18 protein-coding genes and 1 tRNA gene are annotated in these 20,436 nt (G+C 68.1%); 7 read left to right on the plus strand and 12 right to left on the minus strand.

Translation table 11 applies throughout. The features are described from left to right. Positions 1 to 22: 22 nt before the first annotated feature. Positions 23 to 889 (minus strand): LysR substrate-binding domain-containing protein, encoded by an 867-nt coding sequence (locus tag FHS98_RS14590; RefSeq protein ID WP_167106546.1) that lies wholly within the window; start codon positions 887 to 889, stop codon positions 23 to 25. A 310-nt stretch (positions 890 to 1,199) separates the two neighbouring features. On the opposite strand from FHS98_RS14590, the gene FHS98_RS14595 reads away from it, so the two are divergent. After that, positions 1,200 to 3,509 carry a CDC48 family AAA ATPase gene (locus tag FHS98_RS14595; protein ID WP_167106549.1) on the plus strand — a complete coding sequence of 770 codons (2,310 nt, stop codon included), beginning with the start codon at positions 1,200 to 1,202 and terminating at the stop codon, positions 3,507 to 3,509. A 6-nt stretch (positions 3,510 to 3,515) separates the two neighbouring features. Here FHS98_RS14595 and FHS98_RS14600 read toward each other — a convergent pair whose 3' ends face one another. After that, positions 3,516 to 3,842: an antibiotic biosynthesis monooxygenase family protein gene (locus tag FHS98_RS14600; RefSeq protein ID WP_167106552.1), complete on the minus strand. Its 327-nt coding sequence runs from the start codon at positions 3,840 to 3,842 to the stop codon at positions 3,516 to 3,518. A 177-nt stretch (positions 3,843 to 4,019) separates the two neighbouring features. Between FHS98_RS14600 and FHS98_RS14605 the strand changes: the two genes are divergently transcribed. After that, complete coding sequence (locus FHS98_RS14605; protein WP_167106555.1) at positions 4,020 to 4,634, plus strand: class I SAM-dependent methyltransferase; 615 nt, start codon at positions 4,020 to 4,022, stop codon at positions 4,632 to 4,634. A 3-nt stretch (positions 4,635 to 4,637) separates the two neighbouring features. Here FHS98_RS14605 and FHS98_RS14610 read toward each other — a convergent pair whose 3' ends face one another. Beyond that, entirely contained in the window at positions 4,638 to 5,825 is a 1,188-nt protein-coding gene (locus FHS98_RS14610; protein ID WP_167106557.1) for a phospholipase D-like domain-containing protein, read from the minus strand. A gap of 134 nt (positions 5,826 to 5,959) precedes the next feature. Here FHS98_RS14610 and rpoZ point away from each other — a divergent pair, with 134 nt between their 5' ends. Next, entirely contained in the window at positions 5,960 to 6,301 is a 342-nt protein-coding gene (rpoZ, locus tag FHS98_RS14615) for a DNA-directed RNA polymerase subunit omega (protein WP_019834238.1), read from the plus strand. Between the two features lie 74 nt (positions 6,302 to 6,375). On the opposite strand, the gene FHS98_RS14620 is transcribed toward rpoZ, so the two are convergent. Further along, complete coding sequence (locus FHS98_RS14620) at positions 6,376 to 6,885, minus strand: winged helix-turn-helix transcriptional regulator (RefSeq protein ID WP_167106560.1); 510 nt, start codon at positions 6,883 to 6,885, stop codon at positions 6,376 to 6,378. Between the two features lie 131 nt (positions 6,886 to 7,016). Between FHS98_RS14620 and FHS98_RS14625 the strand changes: the two genes are divergently transcribed. Then, the gene (locus FHS98_RS14625; RefSeq protein ID WP_167106563.1) at positions 7,017 to 9,152 is read left to right on the plus strand and encodes a RelA/SpoT family protein; all 2,136 of its coding nucleotides are present in this window, start codon (positions 7,017 to 7,019) and stop codon (positions 9,150 to 9,152) included. An 18-nt stretch (positions 9,153 to 9,170) separates the two neighbouring features. On the opposite strand, the gene FHS98_RS14630 is transcribed toward FHS98_RS14625, so the two are convergent. The 7 genes from FHS98_RS14630 to FHS98_RS14660 all read right to left on the minus strand — a co-directional run bounded on the left by FHS98_RS14630 (position 9,171) and on the right by FHS98_RS14660 (position 17,162). Continuing rightward, positions 9,171 to 9,479 carry a DUF952 domain-containing protein gene (locus FHS98_RS14630; protein ID WP_167106566.1) on the minus strand — a complete coding sequence of 103 codons (309 nt, stop codon included), beginning with the start codon at positions 9,477 to 9,479 and terminating at the stop codon, positions 9,171 to 9,173. A gap of 177 nt (positions 9,480 to 9,656) precedes the next feature. Beyond that, positions 9,657 to 11,483, minus strand: coding sequence for a phosphogluconate dehydratase (gene edd, locus FHS98_RS14635; RefSeq protein ID WP_167106569.1), 1,827 nt, complete (start codon positions 11,481 to 11,483; stop codon positions 9,657 to 9,659). Further along, positions 11,480 to 12,178: a 6-phosphogluconolactonase gene (gene pgl, locus FHS98_RS14640; protein ID WP_167106572.1), complete on the minus strand. Its 699-nt coding sequence runs from the start codon at positions 12,176 to 12,178 to the stop codon at positions 11,480 to 11,482. The genes edd and pgl overlap by 4 nt, the downstream gene beginning before the upstream one ends. Then, complete coding sequence (gene zwf, locus FHS98_RS14645; protein ID WP_167106575.1) at positions 12,171 to 13,664, minus strand: glucose-6-phosphate dehydrogenase; 1,494 nt, start codon at positions 13,662 to 13,664, stop codon at positions 12,171 to 12,173. Before zwf ends, pgl begins: the two co-directional genes overlap by 8 nt. A gap of 108 nt (positions 13,665 to 13,772) precedes the next feature. Beyond that, positions 13,773 to 15,425 carry a M28 family metallopeptidase gene (locus FHS98_RS14650; protein WP_167106578.1) on the minus strand — a complete coding sequence of 551 codons (1,653 nt, stop codon included), beginning with the start codon at positions 15,423 to 15,425 and terminating at the stop codon, positions 13,773 to 13,775. Position 15,426: 1 nt separating this feature from the next. After that, positions 15,427 to 16,941: a S10 family peptidase gene (locus tag FHS98_RS14655; RefSeq protein ID WP_167106581.1), complete on the minus strand. Its 1,515-nt coding sequence runs from the start codon at positions 16,939 to 16,941 to the stop codon at positions 15,427 to 15,429. Positions 16,942 to 17,087: 146 nt separating this feature from the next. Then, positions 17,088 to 17,162, minus strand: a tRNA-Gly gene (locus FHS98_RS14660). Positions 17,163 to 17,343: 181 nt separating this feature from the next. On the opposite strand from FHS98_RS14660, the gene FHS98_RS14665 reads away from it, so the two are divergent. The 3 genes from FHS98_RS14665 to FHS98_RS14675 are packed head-to-tail and all read left to right on the plus strand — an operon-like array spanning position 17,344 to position 19,056. Then, on the plus strand, positions 17,344 to 18,258 hold the full coding sequence (locus FHS98_RS14665) for a tetratricopeptide repeat protein (protein ID WP_341786072.1): 915 nt from the start codon (positions 17,344 to 17,346) through the stop codon (positions 18,256 to 18,258). Between the two features lie 10 nt (positions 18,259 to 18,268). Beyond that, positions 18,269 to 18,895 (plus strand): LON peptidase substrate-binding domain-containing protein, encoded by a 627-nt coding sequence (locus FHS98_RS14670; RefSeq protein ID WP_425057346.1) that lies wholly within the window; start codon positions 18,269 to 18,271, stop codon positions 18,893 to 18,895. Continuing rightward, a complete protein-coding gene (locus FHS98_RS14675) occupies positions 18,892 to 19,056 on the plus strand; it encodes a Trm112 family protein (RefSeq protein ID WP_167106584.1) in 165 nt (54 codons plus the stop codon). Before FHS98_RS14670 ends, FHS98_RS14675 begins: the two co-directional genes overlap by 4 nt. Here FHS98_RS14675 and FHS98_RS14680 read toward each other — a convergent pair. Further along, complete coding sequence (locus FHS98_RS14680) at positions 19,053 to 20,273, minus strand: UbiH/UbiF/VisC/COQ6 family ubiquinone biosynthesis hydroxylase (protein ID WP_167106587.1); 1,221 nt, start codon at positions 20,271 to 20,273, stop codon at positions 19,053 to 19,055. The two genes, FHS98_RS14675 and FHS98_RS14680, sit on opposite strands and share 4 nt — an antisense overlap. Positions 20,274 to 20,436: the final 163 nt, after the last annotated feature.

Genomic DNA, 20,436 nt, shown 5'->3' on the forward strand with positions numbered 1-20,436 from the left:
CCCTTCCCTTCGGGGAGGGGCCTCAGGCCTCCGGTCCGCCCACCAGCCAGTCGTGGAACAGCCGGACCGGCCGGCGCGACAGGGCCGGGCGGCGGCAGACGAACCAGTAGCTCGATTCGCTGTCCGCCTCTTCCGCGAAGAGCTTGACCAGCCGCGGATCGCTCGCGCCTTCCAGATGGAAGTCGAGCATGAAGGCGACGCCCAGCCCCTCGGCCGCCGATTCCAGCATGAGCTGGCCTGAATCGAACAGATCGATGGCGCGCGGCTCCAGGCCGGGAATACCCGCCGCCTGCCGCCACAGCATGAAATTCTCCTGCATGTCGCGGTGCAGAAGGATCGTCATATTGGCGAGATCGCGCGGGCCGGACAGCGCCAGATCGCGATTGCCGATCGCGATGATGCGGTTGCGGCCCAGCCTGCGGCCATAGAGCGGCGGCTCGATCTCCCGCGCCAGCACGATCGCCGCATCCAGCCCGTCGCTGAGCCGCGTCAGCGCATGGCCGCCGGTGTCGATATCGATGTGGAGATGCGGATGGCGCGCGCGCAGGTCCGGCAGCCGGTGGATGAGCTGGCGCGAGGCGTAGAGCGGCAGCACGCCGAGCTTGAGCCGCATGATCTCGGCCTCGCCGGTGACCTGCTCGATCGCCTCGCCCAGCGAATCGAGCGCGGGGGCGATGCGCGCGAGCAGCAGTTCGCCGTCGGCGTTGAGCAGCATCGCCTGATGGCGGCGGGCGAAAAGCGGGCGGCCGATGAAACGCTCCATCGCCTGCACGCGGCGGCTGAGCGCGGGCGAGGAGAGCGCCAGCTCTTCCGCGGCGGCTTTCACGGAGCCGAGGCGCGCGACCTGCACGAACGCCTCGACGGCGGTGAGCGGCGGCAAGCGTCTCATCGGACAACCTCGTTCGTGCGAAAAATTCGCGTCGATTGTGCGATGCAATAAGCCATCGGGCTCTTCCCTGCAACGACGGCCGCCGGCCTCGTTGCGCGAAATAGGGCATAGATGCAGAAAATGCAACCATACCCCAGTTCCTTCGCATTTGCACAATAAGTCGGATCACGGCAGAAAGTCCCTGCCTTTCAGGCATCCTCTCCTAAAACTTCAGGCCGTCCCTCGGGGCGGCCTTTTTTTTCGCCCCTTGCCTCTCACGGGATGCTCAGGCGTTGCTTATCTCTGTCCGACCCATAACGGAGCAGCAACGATGGCAGACCCCGAGACTCCCGGCGAAAACCATAGTCATCGACTGCAGGTGGCGAATGCCCGGCCAGATGATTCGGGCCATGGCCTCGCCCGTCTGCCGCGCGGCGCGATGCAGCTTCTCGGCGTGGTCGAGGGGGATATCGTCCAGATCGAGGGCAAGCGCTCCACCCCGGCGCGCGCCGTGCTGCCCTATCCCGAGGACGAGGGGCTCGACATCCTGCGGCTGGACGGCCTCCAGCGCGCCAATGCCGGCGTCGGCTCGGGCGATTTCGTGCGCGTCCGCAAGATCGAGAGCAAGCCGGCGCAGCGCGTCGTGTTCGCGCCCGCCCAGCAGAATCTGCGGCTCCAGGGATCGGGGCAGGCGTTGAAGCGCAGCTTCCAGATGAAGCCGTTGACCGCCGGCGACATCGTCTCCACCACCGGCCAGCAGCGCGTGACGCAGGAGGATCTGCCGCCGCAGCTCCGCCAGATGCTCAATCGCCCGGCCTATTCGTTGCAGGAAATCCGCCTGCTGGTCGTCTCCACCTCGCCCAAGGGCGTGGTGCATATCGACCAGAACACCGAGGTCGAGCTGCGGCCCGAATATGAGGAGCCCAAGGAGGCCCGGCGCGCCGACGTCACCTATGACGATCTCGGCGGCCTCGGCGAGACGATCGACCAGATCCGCGAGATGGTCGAGCTGCCGCTGCGCTACCCCGAGCTGTTCGAGCGGCTCGGCGTCGAGCCGCCCAAGGGCGTTCTCCTCCACGGCCCGCCCGGCACCGGCAAGACGCGCCTCGCCCGCGCCGTCGCCAACGAGAGCGACGCCGAGTTCTTCCACATCGCCGGCCCCGAGATCATGGGCTCGGCCTATGGCGAGAGCGAGAAGCGCCTGCGCGAGGTGTTCGAGGAGGCGGCCAAGGCCGCGCCCTCGATCGTCTTCATCGACGAGATCGATTCGATCGCGCCCAAGCGGGGCCAGGTGACGGGCGAGGCCGAGAAGCGCCTCGTCGCCCAGCTCCTCACCCTGATGGACGGGCTGGAGAAGCGCACCAACCTCGTCGTCATCGCGGCCACCAACCGGCCCGAGGCGATCGACGAAGCGCTGCGCCGCCCCGGCCGCTTCGACCGCGAGATCGTGATCGGCGTGCCCGACGAGCGCGGCCGCCGCGAGGTGCTCGGCATCCACACCCGCGGTATGCCGCTCGGCGAGCATGTCGACCTCAAGGAGCTGGCGCGCACCACCTACGGCTTCGTCGGCGCCGATCTCGCCGCTTTGTGCCGCGAGGCGGCAATCGAGGCGGTCCGGCGGATCATGCCGCGCCTCAACCTCGAGGACCGCACCATCCCGCCCGAGGTGCTCGAGGAACTGATGGTGACGCGCGAGGATTTCCTCTCGGCGCTGAAGCGCGTCCAGCCGTCGGCCATGCGCGAGGTGATGGTGCAGGCGCCCAATGTCGGCTGGGCCGATGTCGGCGGCCTCGATCAGGCGCGCGAGCGGCTGCGCGAGGGCGTGGAGCTGCCGTTGAAGCATCCCGACGCCTTCCGCCGCATGGGCATCCGCCCGGCCAAGGGCTTCCTGCTCTACGGCCCGCCCGGCACCGGCAAGACGCTGCTCGCCAAGGCGGTCGCGCGGGAGGCGGAGGCGAACTTCATCGCCACCAAATCCTCCGACATGCTGAGCAAATGGTATGGCGAGAGCGAGCAGCAGATCGCCCGCCTGTTCGCCCGCGCGCGGCAGGTGGCGCCGACCGTGATCTTCATCGACGAGCTCGACTCGCTGGTGCCGGCGCGCGGCGGCGGCATGGGCGAGCCGGCGGTGACGGAGCGGGTGGTCAACACCATCCTCGCCGAGATGGACGGGCTGGAGGAGCTGCAATCGGTGGTCGTCATCGGCGCCACCAACCGGCCCAACCTGATCGACCCGGCGCTGCTGCGCCCCGGCCGCTTCGACGAGCTGATCTACGTCCCCGTGCCCGACGAGGGCGGGCGGCGGCGCATCCTCGCCATCCATGTCGGCGACATGCCGCTGGCGGATGACGTCAACCTCGATCTGCTCGCGGCACGGACCGAGCGCTTCACCGGCGCCGATCTGGAGGATCTGGTCCGCCGCGCCGGCATGATCGCGCTGCGCCAGTCGCTCGATGCCACGGCGGTCCGCATGGCGCATTTCGACGAGGCGCTGGAGGAGACCCGCGCCTCCGTCACCCCCGAGATGGAGCGCGAATATGAGCAGATCTCGCAGCGGCTGAAGCAGGATGCGCTGGCGTTGCAGCCGATCGGCTTCGTCACGCCCGGCACGATGGAGCGCGGCGAGGTGAAGGCGCGCTGAGCCGCCTCAGGTCGGCCGCGTCCAACCATAGGCACGGTCGACCGTGGCGACCACGACGCGATACCAGTCGTACCAGAGGGCACGGCCCCGATCGCGGATGCGCGCATGATCGGGATCGTCGCGCCAGGCGAGCGCGGCCGCCTCGTCGCGCCACCAGCTCACCGTGATGCCGATGCCGTCCGCGTCGCGCGCGGAGTCGATGCCGAGATAGCCGTCCCGCACGCTCGCGGCCCGCTCCATCGCCTCGGCGGCGGCCCCATAGCCCTCCGCATCGGCGGCGGTGCGGCCCGAGAGAAAGATGACGGCGATCGCGCCGGGAGGAGGATTCACCATATTCTCCAGACGGACCGGCCTCCGTTCAGGATGAAACGGCGCCGTTCGTCGCGCCGACTCTTGCCCGACACGCCCTTGAAACGCCATATACGCGCGAACGTCACGAAGGATGCTTGCCTTCGCGGCGCTGGCTTGCCAACGCTGGGACGGGGGGCAAGTCCCCATGGTGGAGACGACATGACCGGTTTTTCCGCGGAGCAGACCGCAGATCGCAAGCGCGCCAGGAAGGCCCTCGGGCCGATGGCGATGTTCTTTCGCGGTTTCCTCAAGCATCCGGTCATGGTCGGTTCGATCATCCCGTCGTCCAAGACGCTCATCAACCGGATGCTGGAGCCGGTGGATTGGGCGAACACCAAGCTGTTCGTCGAATATGGCCCCGGCGTCGGCACCTTCACGCGGCCGATCCTGGAGCGGCTGGCGCCCGACGCGACGCTGGTGGCGATCGATACCAACCCGGATTTCTGCGATTATCTGAAGCGCTCGATCAGCGATTCCCGCCTCCAGATCGTCAACGGCTCGGCCGCCGACGTGGTGGAGATCCTGACCGAGCTGGGCCTCGGCAAGGCGGATTACACCATCTCCGGCCTGCCTTTCTCGACGCTGCCGGCCGGCGTCGGCCCGGCGATCGCCAAGGCGACGGCGGCGGCGCTGAAGCCCGGCGGCTCCTTCCTCGTCTATCAGTTCCGGCCGAGCGTGCGGAACATCATCGCGCCCTTCTTCCAGCGCGTCGACCATGCGTTCGAGCCGATCAACGTGCCGCCGGCGCAGCTCTGGTGGTTCCACACCAACTGACGGTCAGCCGATCTCCGCGCCCGCGCTGCCGAAATTCACGCGGCGGGTGACGGTGTAGTCCACGATCGCGACGAGGAAATAGGCGATCCGCCACTTGAGGCGGGTCAGCCAGCCGACGCGCTCGCGGATAAAGTCGAGGCTGGCCTCGCGCCCGTCCGCCGTCTCGCCGTCGACATAGAGCCGCATCCGCTCGGCGAAGGCCGCGTTCTCGATGCGCAGCATGATCTCGCAGTTGATGTAGAGGCTGCGCATGTCGAAGTTGGACGAGCCGATATAGGTCTTGTCGTCGACGACGAAGAGCTTGGTGTGCAGCTTCATCGGCCGATATTCCCAGATGCGCGCGCCGCGCCTGAGCAGCCGGCGATAGCAATGCCGCGCCGCGCCGATCGTCATCATATTGTCGGATTTCGACGCGGTGACGATGCGCAGCGCCCCCCGCCGCGCCAGCCGGCCGAGGCGGCGCAACGTGCCGGGGTTGGGCGCGAAATAGGCGGCGATCACGTCCAGCCGGCGGCCGCGCACGATGTCGGTCTTGAGCGCGCTGGTCCACGGGCTCAGCCGCTGGGTGGGGCCGCCGAACAGCCAGCGCAGATGCCCCCGCCTCTGGCTCCAGCGCCTGAGCGTCCGGGTGAGGCCGCGAATCTTCGCCTGCGGATCATGCGCCCAGGCCATCATGGCGTCGAAATAGCCGGCCAGATGCGCCGCCGCCGGCCCCTCGACCAGCAGGCCGAGATCGCGCCAGCCATCCTCCTCGGCGGAGGCGAAATAGCCGCTGTCGATGTTGAACCCGCCGATCAGCGCGCGGCGATGATCCGCCAGCGCGATCTTCTGATGGTTGCGCAGCAGATAGCGCCGCCCGAAGCGGGGGAGGAAGCGGCACACCGTCCCCCCGGCATCGCGCAGCGGCTGGAAGAAGCCCTCCGTCGTCTCCTCGCTGCCGAATCCGTCGACCAGCAGAGACACCGCCACGCCGCGCCCGCACGCCGCCACCAGCGCATCGCGGACGCGGACGCCCACCGCATCGTCGCTGAAGATGTAATAAAGCAGGCGCAGCTCCCGCTCGGCACCGTCGATCAGCGCCATCAGCGCGTCGAGCCGGTCGTCACGATCGATCAGCAGGCCGAGACGGTTGCCGTCGACCTCGAATCGGTCGCGCTCCTCCACCTGCGGCATCCATTCGCGCGTCGCCATATGCCTTGATGGCGATAGCGGTGGAGGGAATGCAAGCCCGTGCGGGGCGGCTCCCTCTTCATTGACAGAATCATGGCAAGGCGTTAGCGCGTCGAGATTATCCGACATTCCTGTTTTGCAAGCACGGAGCCACCATGGCGCGCGTTACGGTCGAGGATTGCGTCGACAAGGTTCAGAACCGCTTTGATCTCGTGCTGCTCGCGGCGCATCGCGCCCGGCAGATCTCGGGCGGCGCGGAGCTCACCATCGATCGCGATCGCGACAAAAATCCGGTTGTCGCGCTCCGCGAGATCGCCGATCAGACGATCACGCCGGCCCAGCTGTCGGATTCGGCGATCTCCGGCCTCCAGCGCGTGCGCGTGGACGAGGACGACGCCGTCGACGAGATGGGCTCGCTGGCCCAGTCGGCCGAGGCGCTCCGCCTGACCGCCGCGGCGCCGGCCCGCAACCAGAATGTCGGGCCGGACTACGAATAAGGCCCGATAACAGGAAAGGCCGCCGCTCCCCGAGAGCCGGCGGCCTTTTTTCCTTTGGGCGAAGCGCCGAAGGCTCAGCCCGCCGCCGTGCGGCCCGGCCAGGCTTCCTCGCTCTTGCCGGGCGAGGCCTCGTCCTGGTCGATCACGATCCAGCGCAGCTCGTCGAGGCTCAGCTTGCGGCCGTCCGCCGCCTGCACCGATACCTCTGCCACCGGCAGACCGTCGCGGATATCGACCAGCCGCGTGTTGCAGGGCGGCCCGTCGCCCCAGCGCTCGCCCCACTGGCGCAGCGCCACCAGCGCCGGCATCAGCGCCATGCCCTTCTCGGTGAGGCGATATTCCACCTTGCGGCGATCGTCCGCGCAGGGGAGGCGCTCCATCAACCCATGCGCGACGAGGCGCGCCAGACGGTTGGCGAGGATGTTGCGGGCGATGCCGAGCGTCGCCTGGAATTGCTCGAAATGGCTGAGGCCGTTGAACGAACCGCGCAGAATCAGGAACGACCAGCGCTCTCCCACGGCCTCCAGGGCCGCGGTGAGGCTGCAACCGGTGACGATCCGGCGAATGGTGTCGCTCTCCTCCACGGAGCCCTAGATAGGATGAGCGTGCCGAAAACCCAAATCGCGACGCATGGAAAGCACAGAAAGCCAAAAAGCGCGCCTCAAAGGCCACATCCGTGGTTGCGCTTGGACGGTGAAAAGCCACATCATAGCGCGTGCTCAGACAGTATGAACTTGTGGAACGGGTCCGTCGCTACGACCCGGAGGCCGACGAGGCGCTGATTAACCGCGCCTATGTGTTTTCGATGCAGGCGCACGGCTCGCAGAAGCGGGCGTCGGGCGATCCCTATTTCAGCCACCCGATCGAGGTGGCCGGCATCCTCACCGATCTCCGCCTCGACGACGAGACGATCGTCACCGCGATCCTGCACGACACGATCGAGGACACCGTCGCCACCTATGAGGAGATCGAGCGGCTGTTCGGCCCGAACGTCGCGCGGATGGTGGACGGCGTCACCAAGCTCTCCAAGATCGAGGCGCAGTCCGAAAGCGAGCGCGCCGCCGAGAATCTGCGCAAGTTCCTGCTGGCGATGTCCGACGACATCCGCGTGCTGCTGGTGAAGCTGGCCGACCGGCTCCACAACATGCGCACGCTCCATCACATCCCCAACGAAGCGAAGCGCCGTCGCATCGCCAAGGAGACGATGGACATCTACGCGCCGCTCGCCGAGCGCGTGGGCATGTACGAGTTCATGAAGGAAATGCAGACGCTCGCCTTCCAGATCCTCGAACCCGAAGCCTATGAGTCGATCACCAAGCGCCTCGCCCAGCTTCAGGAGGGCGGCGGGGACCGGATCGCGCGGATCGCCTCCGGCCTCACGCTGCTGCTCGGCCGCCACGGCATCCAGGCCGAGGTGACGGGCCGCGAGAAGCATCCTTACTCGATCTGGCGCAAGATGACCGAGCGCCACATCAGCTTCGAGCAGCTTTCCGACGTCATGGCCTTCCGCTGCGTGGTGGCGGATACGGAGCAATGCTACCGCACGCTCGGCCTGATCCACGAACGCTGGCCGATGGTGCCGGGGCGCTTCAAGGATTATGTCTCGACGCCCAAGCGCAACGGCTATCGATCGCTGCACACCTCGGTGATCCACAACGAGAAGGTGCGGATCGAGATCCAGATCCGATCCGAGGCGATGCACGCGCAGGCCGAATATGGCTATGCCGCGCACTGGGCCTACAAGCAGGGCACCGCAGCCGACATCGGCGGCACCAAGGTGAGCTGGATTCGCGACCTCGTCGAAATCCTCGACCATGCCGAGAGCCCGGAAGAGCTGCTCGAGCATACCCGCATGGCGATGTATCAGGATCGCATCTTCGCCTTCACGCCCAATGGCGAGCTGATCCAGCTTCCCAAGGGCTCGACCCCGATCGACTTCGCCTATGCGGTCCACACCGATCTCGGCAACCAGGCGGTGGGCGCCAAGGTCAACGGCCGCCTGGTGCCGCTGCGCACCGCGATCCAGAATGGCGATCAGGTGCAGATCCTGAAGTCCGCCGCGCAGCAGCCGCAGCCCGAATGGCTGAACTTCGTGGTGACGGGCAAGGCGCGGGCGTCGCTGCGCCGCTTCGTCCGCCACAAGGAGCGCGAGGAGATGATCGCGCTCGGCCGGAAATTCTACGACGAGATCGTCTCGCGGCTTCCCGCCCCGCTGGGGCCGGACGCACTGGGGCAGGCGCTCAAGCGGCTCCATCTCGGCGACGAGGGCGCGCTCATGGAAGCGATCGCGCGCCGCACCATCGACGATGCCGCCGTGACCGAGGCGCTGATGCCGGGCGCCGCCGGGATCGCGCGCCCCGCGACCCGCCCGCTGCCGCAGCGCGACGCCGTGTCGATCCGCGGCCTCACCCCCGGCGTCGCCTTCCGGCTGGCGGACTGCTGCCATCCCGTGCCGGGGGACCGCATCGTCGGCCTGCGCCGCCCCGATGCGCCGGTCGAGGTCCACACCATCGACTGCGCCTCGCTGGCGAGCGGATCGGCGGATGCGGACTGGGTGGACCTTGCCTGGGGCGACAAGTCGGACGGCGGCACCGCGCGGCTGTCGATCATCCTGCGCAACGAGCCCGGCGCGCTGGGCGCGATGGCGAGCATCCTCGGCGCGCACGCGGCCAACATCCTCAACCTCACGCTCGTCCACCGCGACGGCAGCTTCCACACCTTCCTGGTGGACCTGGAGGTGCATGACCTCGCGCACCTGATGCGCATCCTCGCGGCGCTGCGCGCGGCGGATGCGATCTCGCAGGCCGAGCGCGTGCGGCTCGGCGACGAGGAGCGCTGGGAGGCGGCCTGAACGCCGCCTCCCGCCCGATCAATCCTCGGGGATGGCGCGGGCGTCGGTGACGGCGTCGAGCGGGATCGCGCCATAGACGTGCGGGAAGAGCTGCCCGCCCCGCGACGGCTCCCACTTCACGCTGTCGCCCAGCGCGTCGAGATCGACCTCGGCCAGCACCAGATCGGAGAGGCCGGCGAAATGCTTGGCCGCCGTCTCGGCCACCTGATCGGCGGAGGAGAGGTGGATATAGCCGTCCTCAATGTCGATCGGCGCGCCGGTGAACACGCCACGATCCTGCCAGCCTGCCCACTGGCCCGCCGTCAGAATCTTGTAAGCCTTACTCATGCGCGTGTCCTGTCCGGGATTGGTCTTGTTCAACGCCCCATGCCGCACGGGCGGGCGTTCGTCGAGCGTCCGGGCGCTGCCCGTCCCGCAGATTAGCCCAATTTCACAGCGCCAGCAAAAAGGGCCACCGGAGACGGTCTCCGATGGCCCCGATGGCGTCTATGGAAGGAAATCCGCTCAGACGATGGCGTCCATCGCCGCCAGCATCGCCGAGCCGCCCTTCTCCGCTTCGTCCGCGCCGTGGCGCATGAAGGCGAAGAGTTCGCGGCCGGTGCCGAGCGGCGGGGGCGGCGGGGACGCGGGATCGCGGCCCTCCCACTCGTCCTGATCGACCAGCACTTCGAGCGAACCCTCCTCGGCCGACAGGCGGATCATGTCGCCGTCGCGGACGCGCGCGAGCGGCCCGCCGCCCAGCGCTTCCGGGGAGACATGGATCGCCGCAGGCACCTTGCCCGACGCGCCCGACATGCGCCCGTCGGTGACGAGCGCGACACGGAAGCCCTTGTCCTGCAACACGCCGAGCGGCGGAGTCAGCTTGTGGAGTTCCGGCATTCCCGTGGCGCGCGGCCCCTGGAAGCGGACCACCACCACCACGTCACGCTCCAGTTCGCCCGCCTTGAACGCGGCCAGCACCTCGTTCTGATCCGAGAAGACGCGCGCGGGCGCCTCGATCGTCCAGCGTGCGGGATCGACGGCGCTGTTCTTGAAGATAGCGCGGCCGATATTGCCCTTCACCAGCCGCATCCCGCCATCCGGCTGGAACGGGTGACTGGCCGGGCGGAGCATGTTCTCGTCGAGCGGCTTTTCCGGCGCCGGCTCCCACACGAGCACATCGTCCTTGAAGCGCGGCGCGGTGGTATAGGCGGAGAAGCCCTCCTTCGCGACCGTCAGGATGTCTCCGTGGAGCAGGCCATGCTCCAGCAGTGACGAGATGACGTAGGCAAGGCCGCCCGCCGCCTCGAAATGGTTCACGTCGCCCGCGCCGTTGGGATAGACGCGCGCCACCAGCGGGATCACGGAGGAGAGGCGATCGAAATCCTCCCAGTCGATGATGATGCCCGCCGCCCGCGCGATGGCGGGGAGGTGGATGGCATGGTTGGTCGAGCCGCCGGTCGCCAGCAGGCCGATGGCCGCGTTGACGATCGCCTTCTCGTCGACGACCTTGCCGAGCGGACGATAATCCTCGCCGCCCCAGCCGATCTCGGCGAGGCGGTGGACGGCCGCGCGGGTCAACTCCTGACGCAGCTTCGTGCCCGGATTGACGAAGGCCGAGTTCGGGACATGCAGCCCCATCATCTCCATCATCATCTGGTTGGAGTTGGCGGTGCCGTAGAAGGTGCAGGTGCCCGCGCCATGATAAGAGGCGGCCTCCGCCTCCAGCAGCTCCTCACGGCCGCATTTGCCTTCCGCGTAGAGCTGGCGGACGCGCACCTTCTCCTTGTTGGCCAGGCCCGAGGGCATCGGGCCGGCCGGGATCAGGATTGCAGGCAGATGGCCGAAGCGCAGCGCGCCGATCAGCAGGCCCGGCACGATCTTGTCGCAGATGCCGAGCATCGCGGTGCCCTCGAACATGCCGTGCGACAGGCCGACCGCCGCCGACAGCGCGATCACGTCGCGGCTGAACAGCGACAGGTCCATGCCCGCCAGCCCCTGCGTCACGCCGTCGCACATCGCCGGCACGCCGCCCGCGACCTGCGCCGTCGCGCCCACCTCGCGCGCCCAGAGCTTCATCTGCTCGGGGTAGCGATAATAAGGCTGATGCGCCGACAGCATGTCGTTGTAGGCGGTGACGATGCCGATGTTCATGGCACCGCCCGCGCGGATGCTCGCCTTGTCCTCGCCCGCCGCCGCGAAGCCGTGGGCAAGGTTGCCGCAGCCCATGCGCGAGCGGTCGACACCCTGCTCGCGCTGGGCCTCGATCAGATCGAGATAGCGCTTCCGCGTCGGGGCCGAACGCTCGATGATGCGGGCGGTGACGGCCGCGACGGCGGGATGGAGGCTCATGCCTGGCTCCAGTGGATGTCGATCGCCTGCTCGGCATCGGCCAGCACGCGGCCGATCGGATAGGCCGACTTCGCACCCTGCTCGATCGCTTCCTCCAGCACCGCGCGCTTCTTGTCGCCCGCGATGGTGAGCAGGATCGTGCGCGCCGACAGGATCGCCGAACGGGTGAGCGTCACGCGTGCCACCGGCGCCTCCGGCGGCAGCGGATCGGGCATGGTGCCGATCGCGCGGCGCGGGCTCGACAGCGCCTCGTCATAATCGGGGCCGGGGAAGATCGAAGCGGTGTGCCCGTCCGTCCCCATGCCGAGCCACACCAGATCCGGCGGCCACTTGAGATCCTTGAGGCGCGCTTCCGCCGCGTCGCCGGCCTGGCGATAGCCGAGGTTCGCGCTCACCGTCGGCACGACGCGTGCGCCGAGCGGCATGAAATGCTTCGCCAGCAGCGCGACGTTGGAGAGCGGGTCGTCCACCGGCACGAGGCGGTCGTCGCCCGGCACGATGGTGACGCGCTTCCAGTTGATCTTCGCATCCTTCAGCCGATCGAAGATCGGGATCGGCGACTTGCCGCCCGGCAGCGCCAGCAGGCAGTCGTTGCGGGCGTCGAGCGCGCTTTCGATGATGAAGCCGACATCGCCCGCGACGGCATCGGCCATCTCGTCGGACGTGTCATATTCCCACCACTCGGCTTCAATCATGCCAATGCACTCCATCTCTCTCCGTCAGCGCGATCGCCGCCGAAGGCCCCCACGTCCCCGCACCATAAGGACGCGGTGTGACATTGGCGGCATCCCAGCCGTCGCGGATCGCGTCGATCCATTCCCATTGCGCCTCCACCTCGTCGCGACGGACGAACAGGGTGGGATCGCCTTCGATCAGGTCCAGCAGCAGCCGCTCATAGGCGATGCGGCGGCGGAAGCCGGCGAATGCCGTGGTGAGCGACAGATCGAGCGGCACTTCCCTCAAACGAATGCCGTCGCGATCGAGGCCCGGCTCCTTCGCCATCACCATCAGGCGGATGCTTTCCTCCGGCTGGAGGCGGATCAGCAGCTTGTTCGATTGCAGCACCGCGCCGCGACCGGCGAAGATCGAGTGCGGCACCTCGCGGAACTGGATCACGATCTCCGAATGGCGGTTGGGCAGGCGCTTGCCGGTGCGCAGATAGAAAGGCACGCCGTGCCAGCGCCAATTGTCGACATGCGCCTTCACCGCGACGAAGGTTTCGGTGTTGGAGGGCTTGCCCAGCTCGTCGATATAGCCCGGCACCGATTTCCCGCCGACGGCGCCCTCGGTGTACTGGCCGGTGACGGTGTGCGTCGCCACCGTCGCGCGGTCGATGCGGCGGAGCGAGCGGAGCACCTTCACCTTCTCGTCGCGGACCGAACGCGGGCCGAAACGAGCCGGCGGCTCCATCGCCACCAGCGCGAGCAACTGGAGCATGTGGTTCTGCACCATGTCGCGGAGAGCGCCGACGCCGTCATAATAGGAAACGCGGCCTTCGAGCCCGACCGTCTCGCCAACGGTGATCTGGACATGCTCGATATTCTCGGCGTTCCACAGCGGCTCAAACATGCGGTTGCCGAAGCGCAGAGCCAGCAGGTTCTGGACGGTCTCCTTGCCGAGATAATGGTCGATGCGGAAGGTCTGCGCCTCGGTATAGGCATCCGCCACCGCGTCGTTGATGACCGCCGAGGAGGCGAGATCGTGGCCGAGCGGCTTCTCCAGCCCGACGCGCACGTTCGGGCCGTCGAGCCCCGCCAGCTTCAGGCCCGCGATGGTCGATCCGAACAGCGACGGCGCGGTGGAGAGATAGATCGCGGTGTGCTGGTTGCGATCGGTGCCCATCACATCCTTGAGCGCCGTGAAGCTCTCGGGCTTCGACGCGTCGAGCGGCACATAATGCAGGCGATCGAGGAAGGAGGGGATCGCCTCGGGCTTGCGCGCCTCGGCCGCGAGGAACTTCTCCAGCGCCTCGGCCGCCACCTTGCGGAAGCCCTCGTCGTCGAGGTCCGATCGCGCGGTGCCGATGATCTTGACGTCCGCCGCGATCAGCCCCTCGGCATGGAGCGAGAAGAGCGAGGGCAGCAGCATCCGCTGCGACAGGTCGCCGGTCGCGCCGAACAGCAGCAGCCGGCTGGCGGGCAGGGTGGCGGTGGAGGGCGTCCGTGCGAAACTATCGGTCATGCAGGCATCTCTCGATGGCGGGCTCTGGCGAGCCTCCGGGCTTCTTTGGCTCAACGGGGCCGGAAAGGCTAGATGGCAGCGTTGTCTTTTCCGGTCTCCGTCACTCTCCTAGCGGCGTTCCGACGCCGTTTTCCCACGGATGGCGGCAAACTCCGATCCGGTGTTCCACACAGGCCATTCGCGCGAGTCCGCGAGGCGGCGGCCGATGGTGTAGAACAGGGTGACATCCTGCGCCGCGCCGCGCAGATCCCAGTCCGCGCTCCAGGTGTCGCAGGTCTGGTGATAGCAGTGCGCAGTGTAATCGCTCACCCACTTGTCCCCAGCCTCCCGGCCGCCCTTCACGAGATCGGCGCCACCGCCGGCCCCCATCAGCAGCAGCGTCGGCACGCCGCGCTTGGCGAGCGAGAAATGGTCGGCGCGATAGAAGAGTCCGCGCTCGGGCTTGGCGTCGGGCGTGACGGTGCGGCCCTGCTTCGCGGCGGCTTCGGCGAGATCCTTCTCGAGGCTGTCCTGCCCGGCGCCGATCAGCACCACGTCGCGCGCGGGGCCGGCGGTCTGGAGGATGTCGATGGTCAGCGCGCCGACCGTCTTCGCCAGCGGATAGACCGGGTTCTGCGCATAATATTCGGAGCCGAGCAGGCCGCGCTCCTCGGCGGTCCACAGGCCGAAGACGATGGTGCGATCCGGCTGCGGCCCCGCCTTGAACGCCTTCGCGAGCGCCAGCACGCCGGCGACGCCGAGGCCGTCGTCATTGGCGCCGGGGCGGATCGTCCGTCCCTGCGCGTCGGGCGCGCCGACGCCATAGGCATCCCAGTGCGCGCCATAGAGGATCGATTCGTCGGGGTGGGCCTTGCCGGGAATCTTGGCCAGCACATTGTGGCTCTCGATCCGGGTCGACTGGACCGGCATGTCGATCGAGAAACGCGCCCCGTCGAGCGGCACCGGGCGGAAGTCCGCCGAACGGGCCTTCACCTTGAGCTGCGCGAGATCGAGCCCGGCCTTGGCGAAAAGCTTTGTCGCGAAGCCGTGGCTGATCCACGCCTGCAACGCCACCGGCGTCGGCGCGCCGGGCGCGGGCGGCAGCGCATAGGTGCCGCCCACCGTGTTGCCCGCGACGTTCCAGCCATAGCCGGCCGGGCCGTCCTCGTGGATCAGCAGCGCGCCGATCGCGCCCTGGCGTGCCGCTTCCTCATATTTGTAGGTCCAGCGGCCATAATAGGTCATCGCCTTGCCGCCGAACTTGCCGGCCGCCGGCTCGCCGGGCTGCGCTTCGAAATCGGGGTCGTTGACGAGGAAGACCGCGACCTTGCCGTGCAGATCGACGCCCTTGAAGTCGTCCCAGCCGCGTTCCGGGGCGGAGACGCCATAGCCGACGAACACCATCGGCGCATTCTCGATGGCGACGCGATCGGTGGCGCGGGTGGTGGCGGGCGCGATGTCGCTGCCCGTCGCGATGGGCAGCGATGCGCCGCCCACCTCGACCTTCAGCGTGGAGGGCGTGCCGGCGATGTTGTGGATCATCGGCACCGCCTGCGTCCACTGGCCGCCCGGACCGCCCGGCTGGAGGCCCAGCGCGCGGAAGCGGCCGACCAGATAGTCGATCGTCTTCTTTTCCCCCTCGGTGCCGGGCGCGCGGCCCTGATAGGCATCCGACGAGATGGTCTTCACCGTGGCCGACAGCTCGGCCGGGGTGATGGTGGGAGCAGGCGCCGCCGCCCAGAGCAGCGGCGTTGCGAGCAGCAGGGCGGCGGGCGTCTTCATCTTACAGCGCTCCGTAGGCGGCCATGATGTCATGGCGCAGCGCGGCGCCACTGTCGGGGCGCGCATAGAACATGTGCCCACCCGGATACATATGCAGCTTCACCCGGTTCGGCACGCCATAGGTCGGCATCTGCGCCACGATCAGGCGCGAGCCGTAATAAGGGCAGGAAAGATCGTCCCAGCCATGGACGATCGTCACCGCCATCTTGGGATCGATCGCGATCGCCTTGCGCAGATCGGTGACGGGGTTGTCGCTGTTGTCGCGATCCCACTTGTTGTTCACGTCGAAGGAGAGCGCGTTGTAGCGCGCATCCACCTTCCAGCCGACCTGATTGGTCACGAAATCGACCATCGCCGAGGTGGTCGGCGCGATCAGCGTGGTGAGCAGCGGATCGCTATACTTCGCGTCGGCGCTCGCCGGGAAAGGATCGTAGGCGGTGAAGTTCGAGTCGTAGACCGAGCCGATCTTGCCCTCGCCGCGACGGATCTCGCGCAGATAGGTGGCGATGTCGACGCGGCCGTTCATGCGGCGCACCAGCGTCGGATCGAGGCCGGTCAGCTCCGCCACCTTGGCCGAGAGGCGATCGGTCGCCGCCTTGTCCTCGGGGCCGGCGAGGAAATCCTGCACGAACTGGGTGCGGTCATAAAGCTCGACCGGACCCATCGTCTCGTCGTTGAGCGGCTTGCCCTGGCGTTCGAAATTGCCCGCCGCCATCGCCGGCAGGTTAATCATCCACGGCAGCGGCGAGAGCGCGTCGTCCTCGCCGATCGCGGGCGGATCGAGATAGGGCGACACCATCGTCATGCCGGAGATGCCGACGCCGAGCTGGGTCTGGAGATAATAGGCCAGACGCGGCACGCGATAGCCGCCATAGCTTTCGCCGACGAGATATTTGCGGCTCGTCATGCGGTCGTTGGTGAGCAGCCAGTCATACACGACGCGGCTCAGATAATGGATGTCGGCCTCGGCGTTGTAGAAGGCCTTCTTGGTCTGCTCGTCGTCGACGCGGGTGCGCGAGAAGCCGGTGCCGATCGGATCGATGAAGACGAGGTCGGTGAAGTCGAGCCAGCTCGCCGGATTGTCGCGCAGGATGGCGGGGTCGGAAGGCGCGTCGCCCTGCGCGCCGAACTGCACGCGCTTCGGCCCGATCGCGCCGAGGTTCAGATAGACGGACGCCGCGCCGGGGCCGCCGTTGAACGCGAAGGTGACGGGGCGCGAGGCGCCGCGGCCGGGCACGGTGTAGGCGGTATAGACCACCTCGCCGATCGTCTTGCCCTTCTCGTCCTTGACCGGGATCGAGCCGACCGTGGCGGTGTAATCGAGGCGCTTGCCGCCGATCACCGCCGACTGCTTGATCGATTTCGCTGCCGGGAAAGGCGTGAGATCGGAATCAGGCTTCGCCGCGTCCTTGGAGGCCTCCTTCGCATCGGCCTTGGGCGCCTTGTCGGCGGCGAGAGCAGGCGCACCCAGCGCCACGAGGAGGGAAACGCACGAGGCGAGCGAGATGATTCGCATGGGAAGGAGGCCCCTTGAAGACAGCACCGGAAGTGCCGGGAAGGGCAGGCGTTAAATCATGCGATGGAAAGGGCCGCAAGGGCGGCAAGACGATATCGGGAACCCCGCGAGGGGATTTTTCTCTCAACCGAAATGTCTTGGAAAACTGGAGCGGGCGAAGGGATTCGAACCCTCGACCCCAACCTTGGCAAGGTTGTGCTCTACCCCTGAGCTACGCCCGCTCTGGCGTTACCGTTCGGGGCGTGCCCCGCCGGTGGAGGGGGCCACTAGCACCGGCCTTTGGGGTCGGCAACCCCATTCGGACAACTTTTTTGCCCGAAGCCGTTCGAAACCCGTCCGGGGCTTGGCAGCCCGCCCTGCGCGACCACATAAGACGCCGGACACAAGATGGAGTGATCGAGCGTGGCGACGTTGGGACTGAGTGCGGCGGAACGCGAAGCGGTGGAGGCGTTCCGTCGCAACGTGGTCGAGCCGTCGATGACTGAGCTCGTCATCGTCGACTTCTGGGCGGAATGGTGCGGCCCCTGCAAGCAGCTCGGCCCGGTGATCGAGAAGGTCGCCAAGGACTATGCGCCACGCGGCGTGAAGCTGGTGAAGATCGACGTCGACAAGGACAAGTTCATCGCGGCCCAGTTCCGCGTCCAGTCGATCCCGACCGTCTACGCGCTCTTCCAGGGCCAGCCGGTCGCCGATCTCACCAACGCGCGCACCGAATCGCAGCTTTCGCGGATGCTCGACCAGCTTCTCGCCCAGCTTCCGGTCCAGCCGGGCGATGCCGATCCGATGGCGGCCGACATCGAGCAGTTCGTGGCGATGGGGCAGGCGGTGCTCGCCGACGGCGATGTCGAGCGGGCGCTCTCGATCTTCCAGCAGGTGGCGGAGATCGCGCCCGACCATCTGCCCGCCATCGCGGGCCATGCGCAGGCGCTGCTCCAGCTCGGCCGCGTGGACGAGGCCGAGGCCCTCCTCGCCGCCGTGCCCGCCGACAAGGCGAAGGACGCGACGCTCGCGCAGGTCCGCGCCGGCCTCGCGCTGACGAAGGATGCCACGCCCGTCGCCGATCTCGCCGGCCTCGCGCGTCAGGTCGAGGCCGCGCCCGACGATCTGGAGAAGCGTTACGAGCTTGCCGGCGGCCTGATGGCGATCGGCGACCGCGACGGCGCGGTGGACCAGCTTCTCGCCAGCATCGCGCAGGATCGCGCCTGGAACGGCGGCGCGGCGCGCGATCGTCTGCTCAAGCTGTTCGCCGCCGTCGGGCTCGAAGATCCGTGGGTGGCGGCGCAGCGCCGTCGCCTGTCCGCCGTGCTGTTCACCTGAGATCGCAGAGGTGGCGCGCCTCTCCATCTTTCCGCTGGCGGGCGCCCTGCTCTTTCCGCGTGCCCATCTGCCGCTGCATATCTTCGAGCCGCGCTATCGGGCGCTCGTCACCGACGCGATGGCGCGGGATCGGCGGATCGGCTTGATCCAGCCGCGCGACGGCCAATCCCATCGGCCGACCCTGTTCGACGTGGGCTGCGTCGGCCGCATCAGCGATATCGAGGCGCTCGATGACGGGCGCTTCAATATCGTGCTGGAGGGAGTGAGCCGCTTCCGCCTCGTGAAGGAGCTGGAGGTGTCGACGCCGTTCCGGCAAGTCGAGGCCGACTGCACGAGCTTCGCCAACGACGCGGCAGTCCCCGATCCGCTGGCGCTGGTGATCCGCGCCGATCTCGAGCGCGAGGCCAAGCGCTACGCCGAAGCCAAGGGCTATGCGATCGACTGGGACGCAGTGGGTCGCCTCGACGACGAATCGCTGGTCAACGGCGTGGCGCAGGTCGCGCCGTTCGACGTCGCCTCCAAGCAGGCGCTGCTCGAAGCCCCCGACATGGCGGCGCGCGCCGATCTCACCATCCAGTTTCTCCGCTTCTTCCGCCTCGGCGAGGAAGACGACGGCCACGGAGCCACTCTGCAATGATCGACCCCGAACTGCTCGCCGTGCTTGTCTGCCCGCTCACCCGCACGCCGCTGCGCCTCGATGCGGAGCGGCAGGAGCTGGTGTCCGAAGAGGCCGGCCTCGCCTACCCGATCCGCGACGGCGTGCCGGTGATGCTGGTCGAGGAAGCGCGCCGGCTCTAAATCTGCTGGCCGCTGAGCAGGCGGGGGAGGGCGCCGCTCTCGCCGCGCGCCTCGGCCATGAAGAAGTCCTTGAGCGGCGGGATATGGTTCACCATGCCGATGCCGAAGCGGCGGACGCGGCTGGCGGTGCGGCCGGGGACGCCGAACAGGCGGGTCAGGCCGTCGGTCGCCGCCGCCACCATGAAGGTGTCGAGTCCGCGCCAGCGCTCGTAGCGCTGAAGAAGCTGATGATCGCCCGGATCGAGCCCGAGCCGTGCGCCCTCGATCAGCACTTCGGCCAAAGCCGCCACGTCGCGGAAGCCGAGATTGAGCCCCTGTCCCGCGATCGGGTGGATGCCATGCCCCGCATCCCCCGCCAGCGCGAGGCGCTCGCCGGTGATCCGCGCGGCATGGTGGAAGCCGAGCGGATAGCTCGACAGCGGCGCCGCCAGCTTCAGCGCGCCCAGCATCCCGCCGATGCGCTTGCCGGCCTCGGCAAGGAAGGCGCGCTCGGAGAGCGACAGCATCGCCGGCGCATCCTGCTCCGACACCGTCCACACCAGCGCCGAACGATGCCCGCCCTTCATCGGCAGCAGCGCGAACGGCCCGGCGGTGTAGAACAGCTCGTGCGCGACATTGCCGTGATCGGCCTCATGGTCGAGCATCCCGACGATCGCGACATGATGATATTCCCAGCGCGCGACGGCGATCCCGGCCTCGTCGCGGGTCGGTGAACGGCGCCCCTCGGCCCCGATCAGCAGGCTGCCGGCGAGGCGGCGACCGTCCGCCAGCGTCACGCGGACGCCCGAGGCATCGCGCTCCACCTGCGCCGCGCGGGCGGGCATCAGCAGGGTCACGCCGTCCGCAGCCGCCGCGGCCTCGCGCAGGCCGATGCGGAGATAGCGATTCTCCACCATCATGCCGAGCGGGCCATCCGCGTCGAGATCGGGGGTGAAGGCGAGGAGGCCATGCGCGCCCTGCTCGCCGACCTGGATCTGCTCGATCGGGCTCGCCTCCGCCGCGAAATGATCGAGCACGCCGATCGCCTTCATCATCCGCCAGGACGAGCTGGAGACCGCCGAGGCGCGCCCGTCCGCCCGCGTGTCGCGGATCGCGTCGGGCTGGGCCGGATCGACGACGATGCTGCTCACGCCACCCCGCGCCAGCGCCACCGCCAGCGCCGAGCCGACCAGCCCCGCGCCGAGAATGATGACGTCGCTGCGCATGATATCCGACATGATGAACCCTTTCTCGTCGGCCGCTCTAGCGATCCGGCGCGCGCACCGCCACCGTCGGCGCGCATCCAACGGCCCGCCGCGCTCGGCTTGACCTCTGCCCCCTCCCCCTGACATGGTGCCCCAACCGGAACATTTGGGGCACGGACAGCCTCCGGGGAGCAAG

Origin of the sequence: Sphingomonas oligoaromativorans (genome assembly GCF_011762195.1) — a bacterium.
GTDB classification, from domain to species: Bacteria; Pseudomonadota; Alphaproteobacteria; order Sphingomonadales; family Sphingomonadaceae; genus Solisphingomonas; species Solisphingomonas oligoaromativorans.

Excerpts from the sequence above, each read along its gene's own strand:
- FHS98_RS14590 (WP_167106546.1), bottom strand. The coding sequence starts at position 889 with ATGAGACGCTTGCCGCCGCTCACCGCCGTCGAGGCGTTCGTGCAGGTC.
- FHS98_RS14595 (WP_167106549.1), top strand. The coding sequence starts at position 1,200 with ATGGCAGACCCCGAGACTCCCGGCGAAAACCATAGTCATCGACTGCAG.
- FHS98_RS14600 (WP_167106552.1), bottom strand. The coding sequence starts at position 3,842 with ATGGTGAATCCTCCTCCCGGCGCGATCGCCGTCATCTTTCTCTCGGGC.
- FHS98_RS14605 (WP_167106555.1), top strand. The coding sequence starts at position 4,020 with ATGACCGGTTTTTCCGCGGAGCAGACCGCAGATCGCAAGCGCGCCAGG.
- FHS98_RS14610 (WP_167106557.1), bottom strand. The coding sequence starts at position 5,825 with ATGGCGACGCGCGAATGGATGCCGCAGGTGGAGGAGCGCGACCGATTC.
- rpoZ (WP_019834238.1), top strand. The coding sequence starts at position 5,960 with ATGGCGCGCGTTACGGTCGAGGATTGCGTCGACAAGGTTCAGAACCGC.
- FHS98_RS14630 (WP_167106566.1), bottom strand. The coding sequence starts at position 9,479 with ATGAGTAAGGCTTACAAGATTCTGACGGCGGGCCAGTGGGCAGGCTGG.
- edd (WP_167106569.1), bottom strand. The coding sequence starts at position 11,483 with ATGAGCCTCCATCCCGCCGTCGCGGCCGTCACCGCCCGCATCATCGAG.
- pgl (WP_167106572.1), bottom strand. The coding sequence starts at position 12,178 with ATGATTGAAGCCGAGTGGTGGGAATATGACACGTCCGACGAGATGGCC.
- zwf (WP_167106575.1), bottom strand. The coding sequence starts at position 13,664 with ATGACCGATAGTTTCGCACGGACGCCCTCCACCGCCACCCTGCCCGCC.
- FHS98_RS14650 (WP_167106578.1), bottom strand. The coding sequence starts at position 15,425 with ATGAAGACGCCCGCCGCCCTGCTGCTCGCAACGCCGCTGCTCTGGGCG.
- FHS98_RS14655 (WP_167106581.1), bottom strand. The coding sequence starts at position 16,941 with ATGCGAATCATCTCGCTCGCCTCGTGCGTTTCCCTCCTCGTGGCGCTG.
- FHS98_RS14675 (WP_167106584.1), top strand. The coding sequence starts at position 18,892 with ATGATCGACCCCGAACTGCTCGCCGTGCTTGTCTGCCCGCTCACCCGC.
- FHS98_RS14680 (WP_167106587.1), bottom strand. The coding sequence starts at position 20,273 with ATGTCGGATATCATGCGCAGCGACGTCATCATTCTCGGCGCGGGGCTG.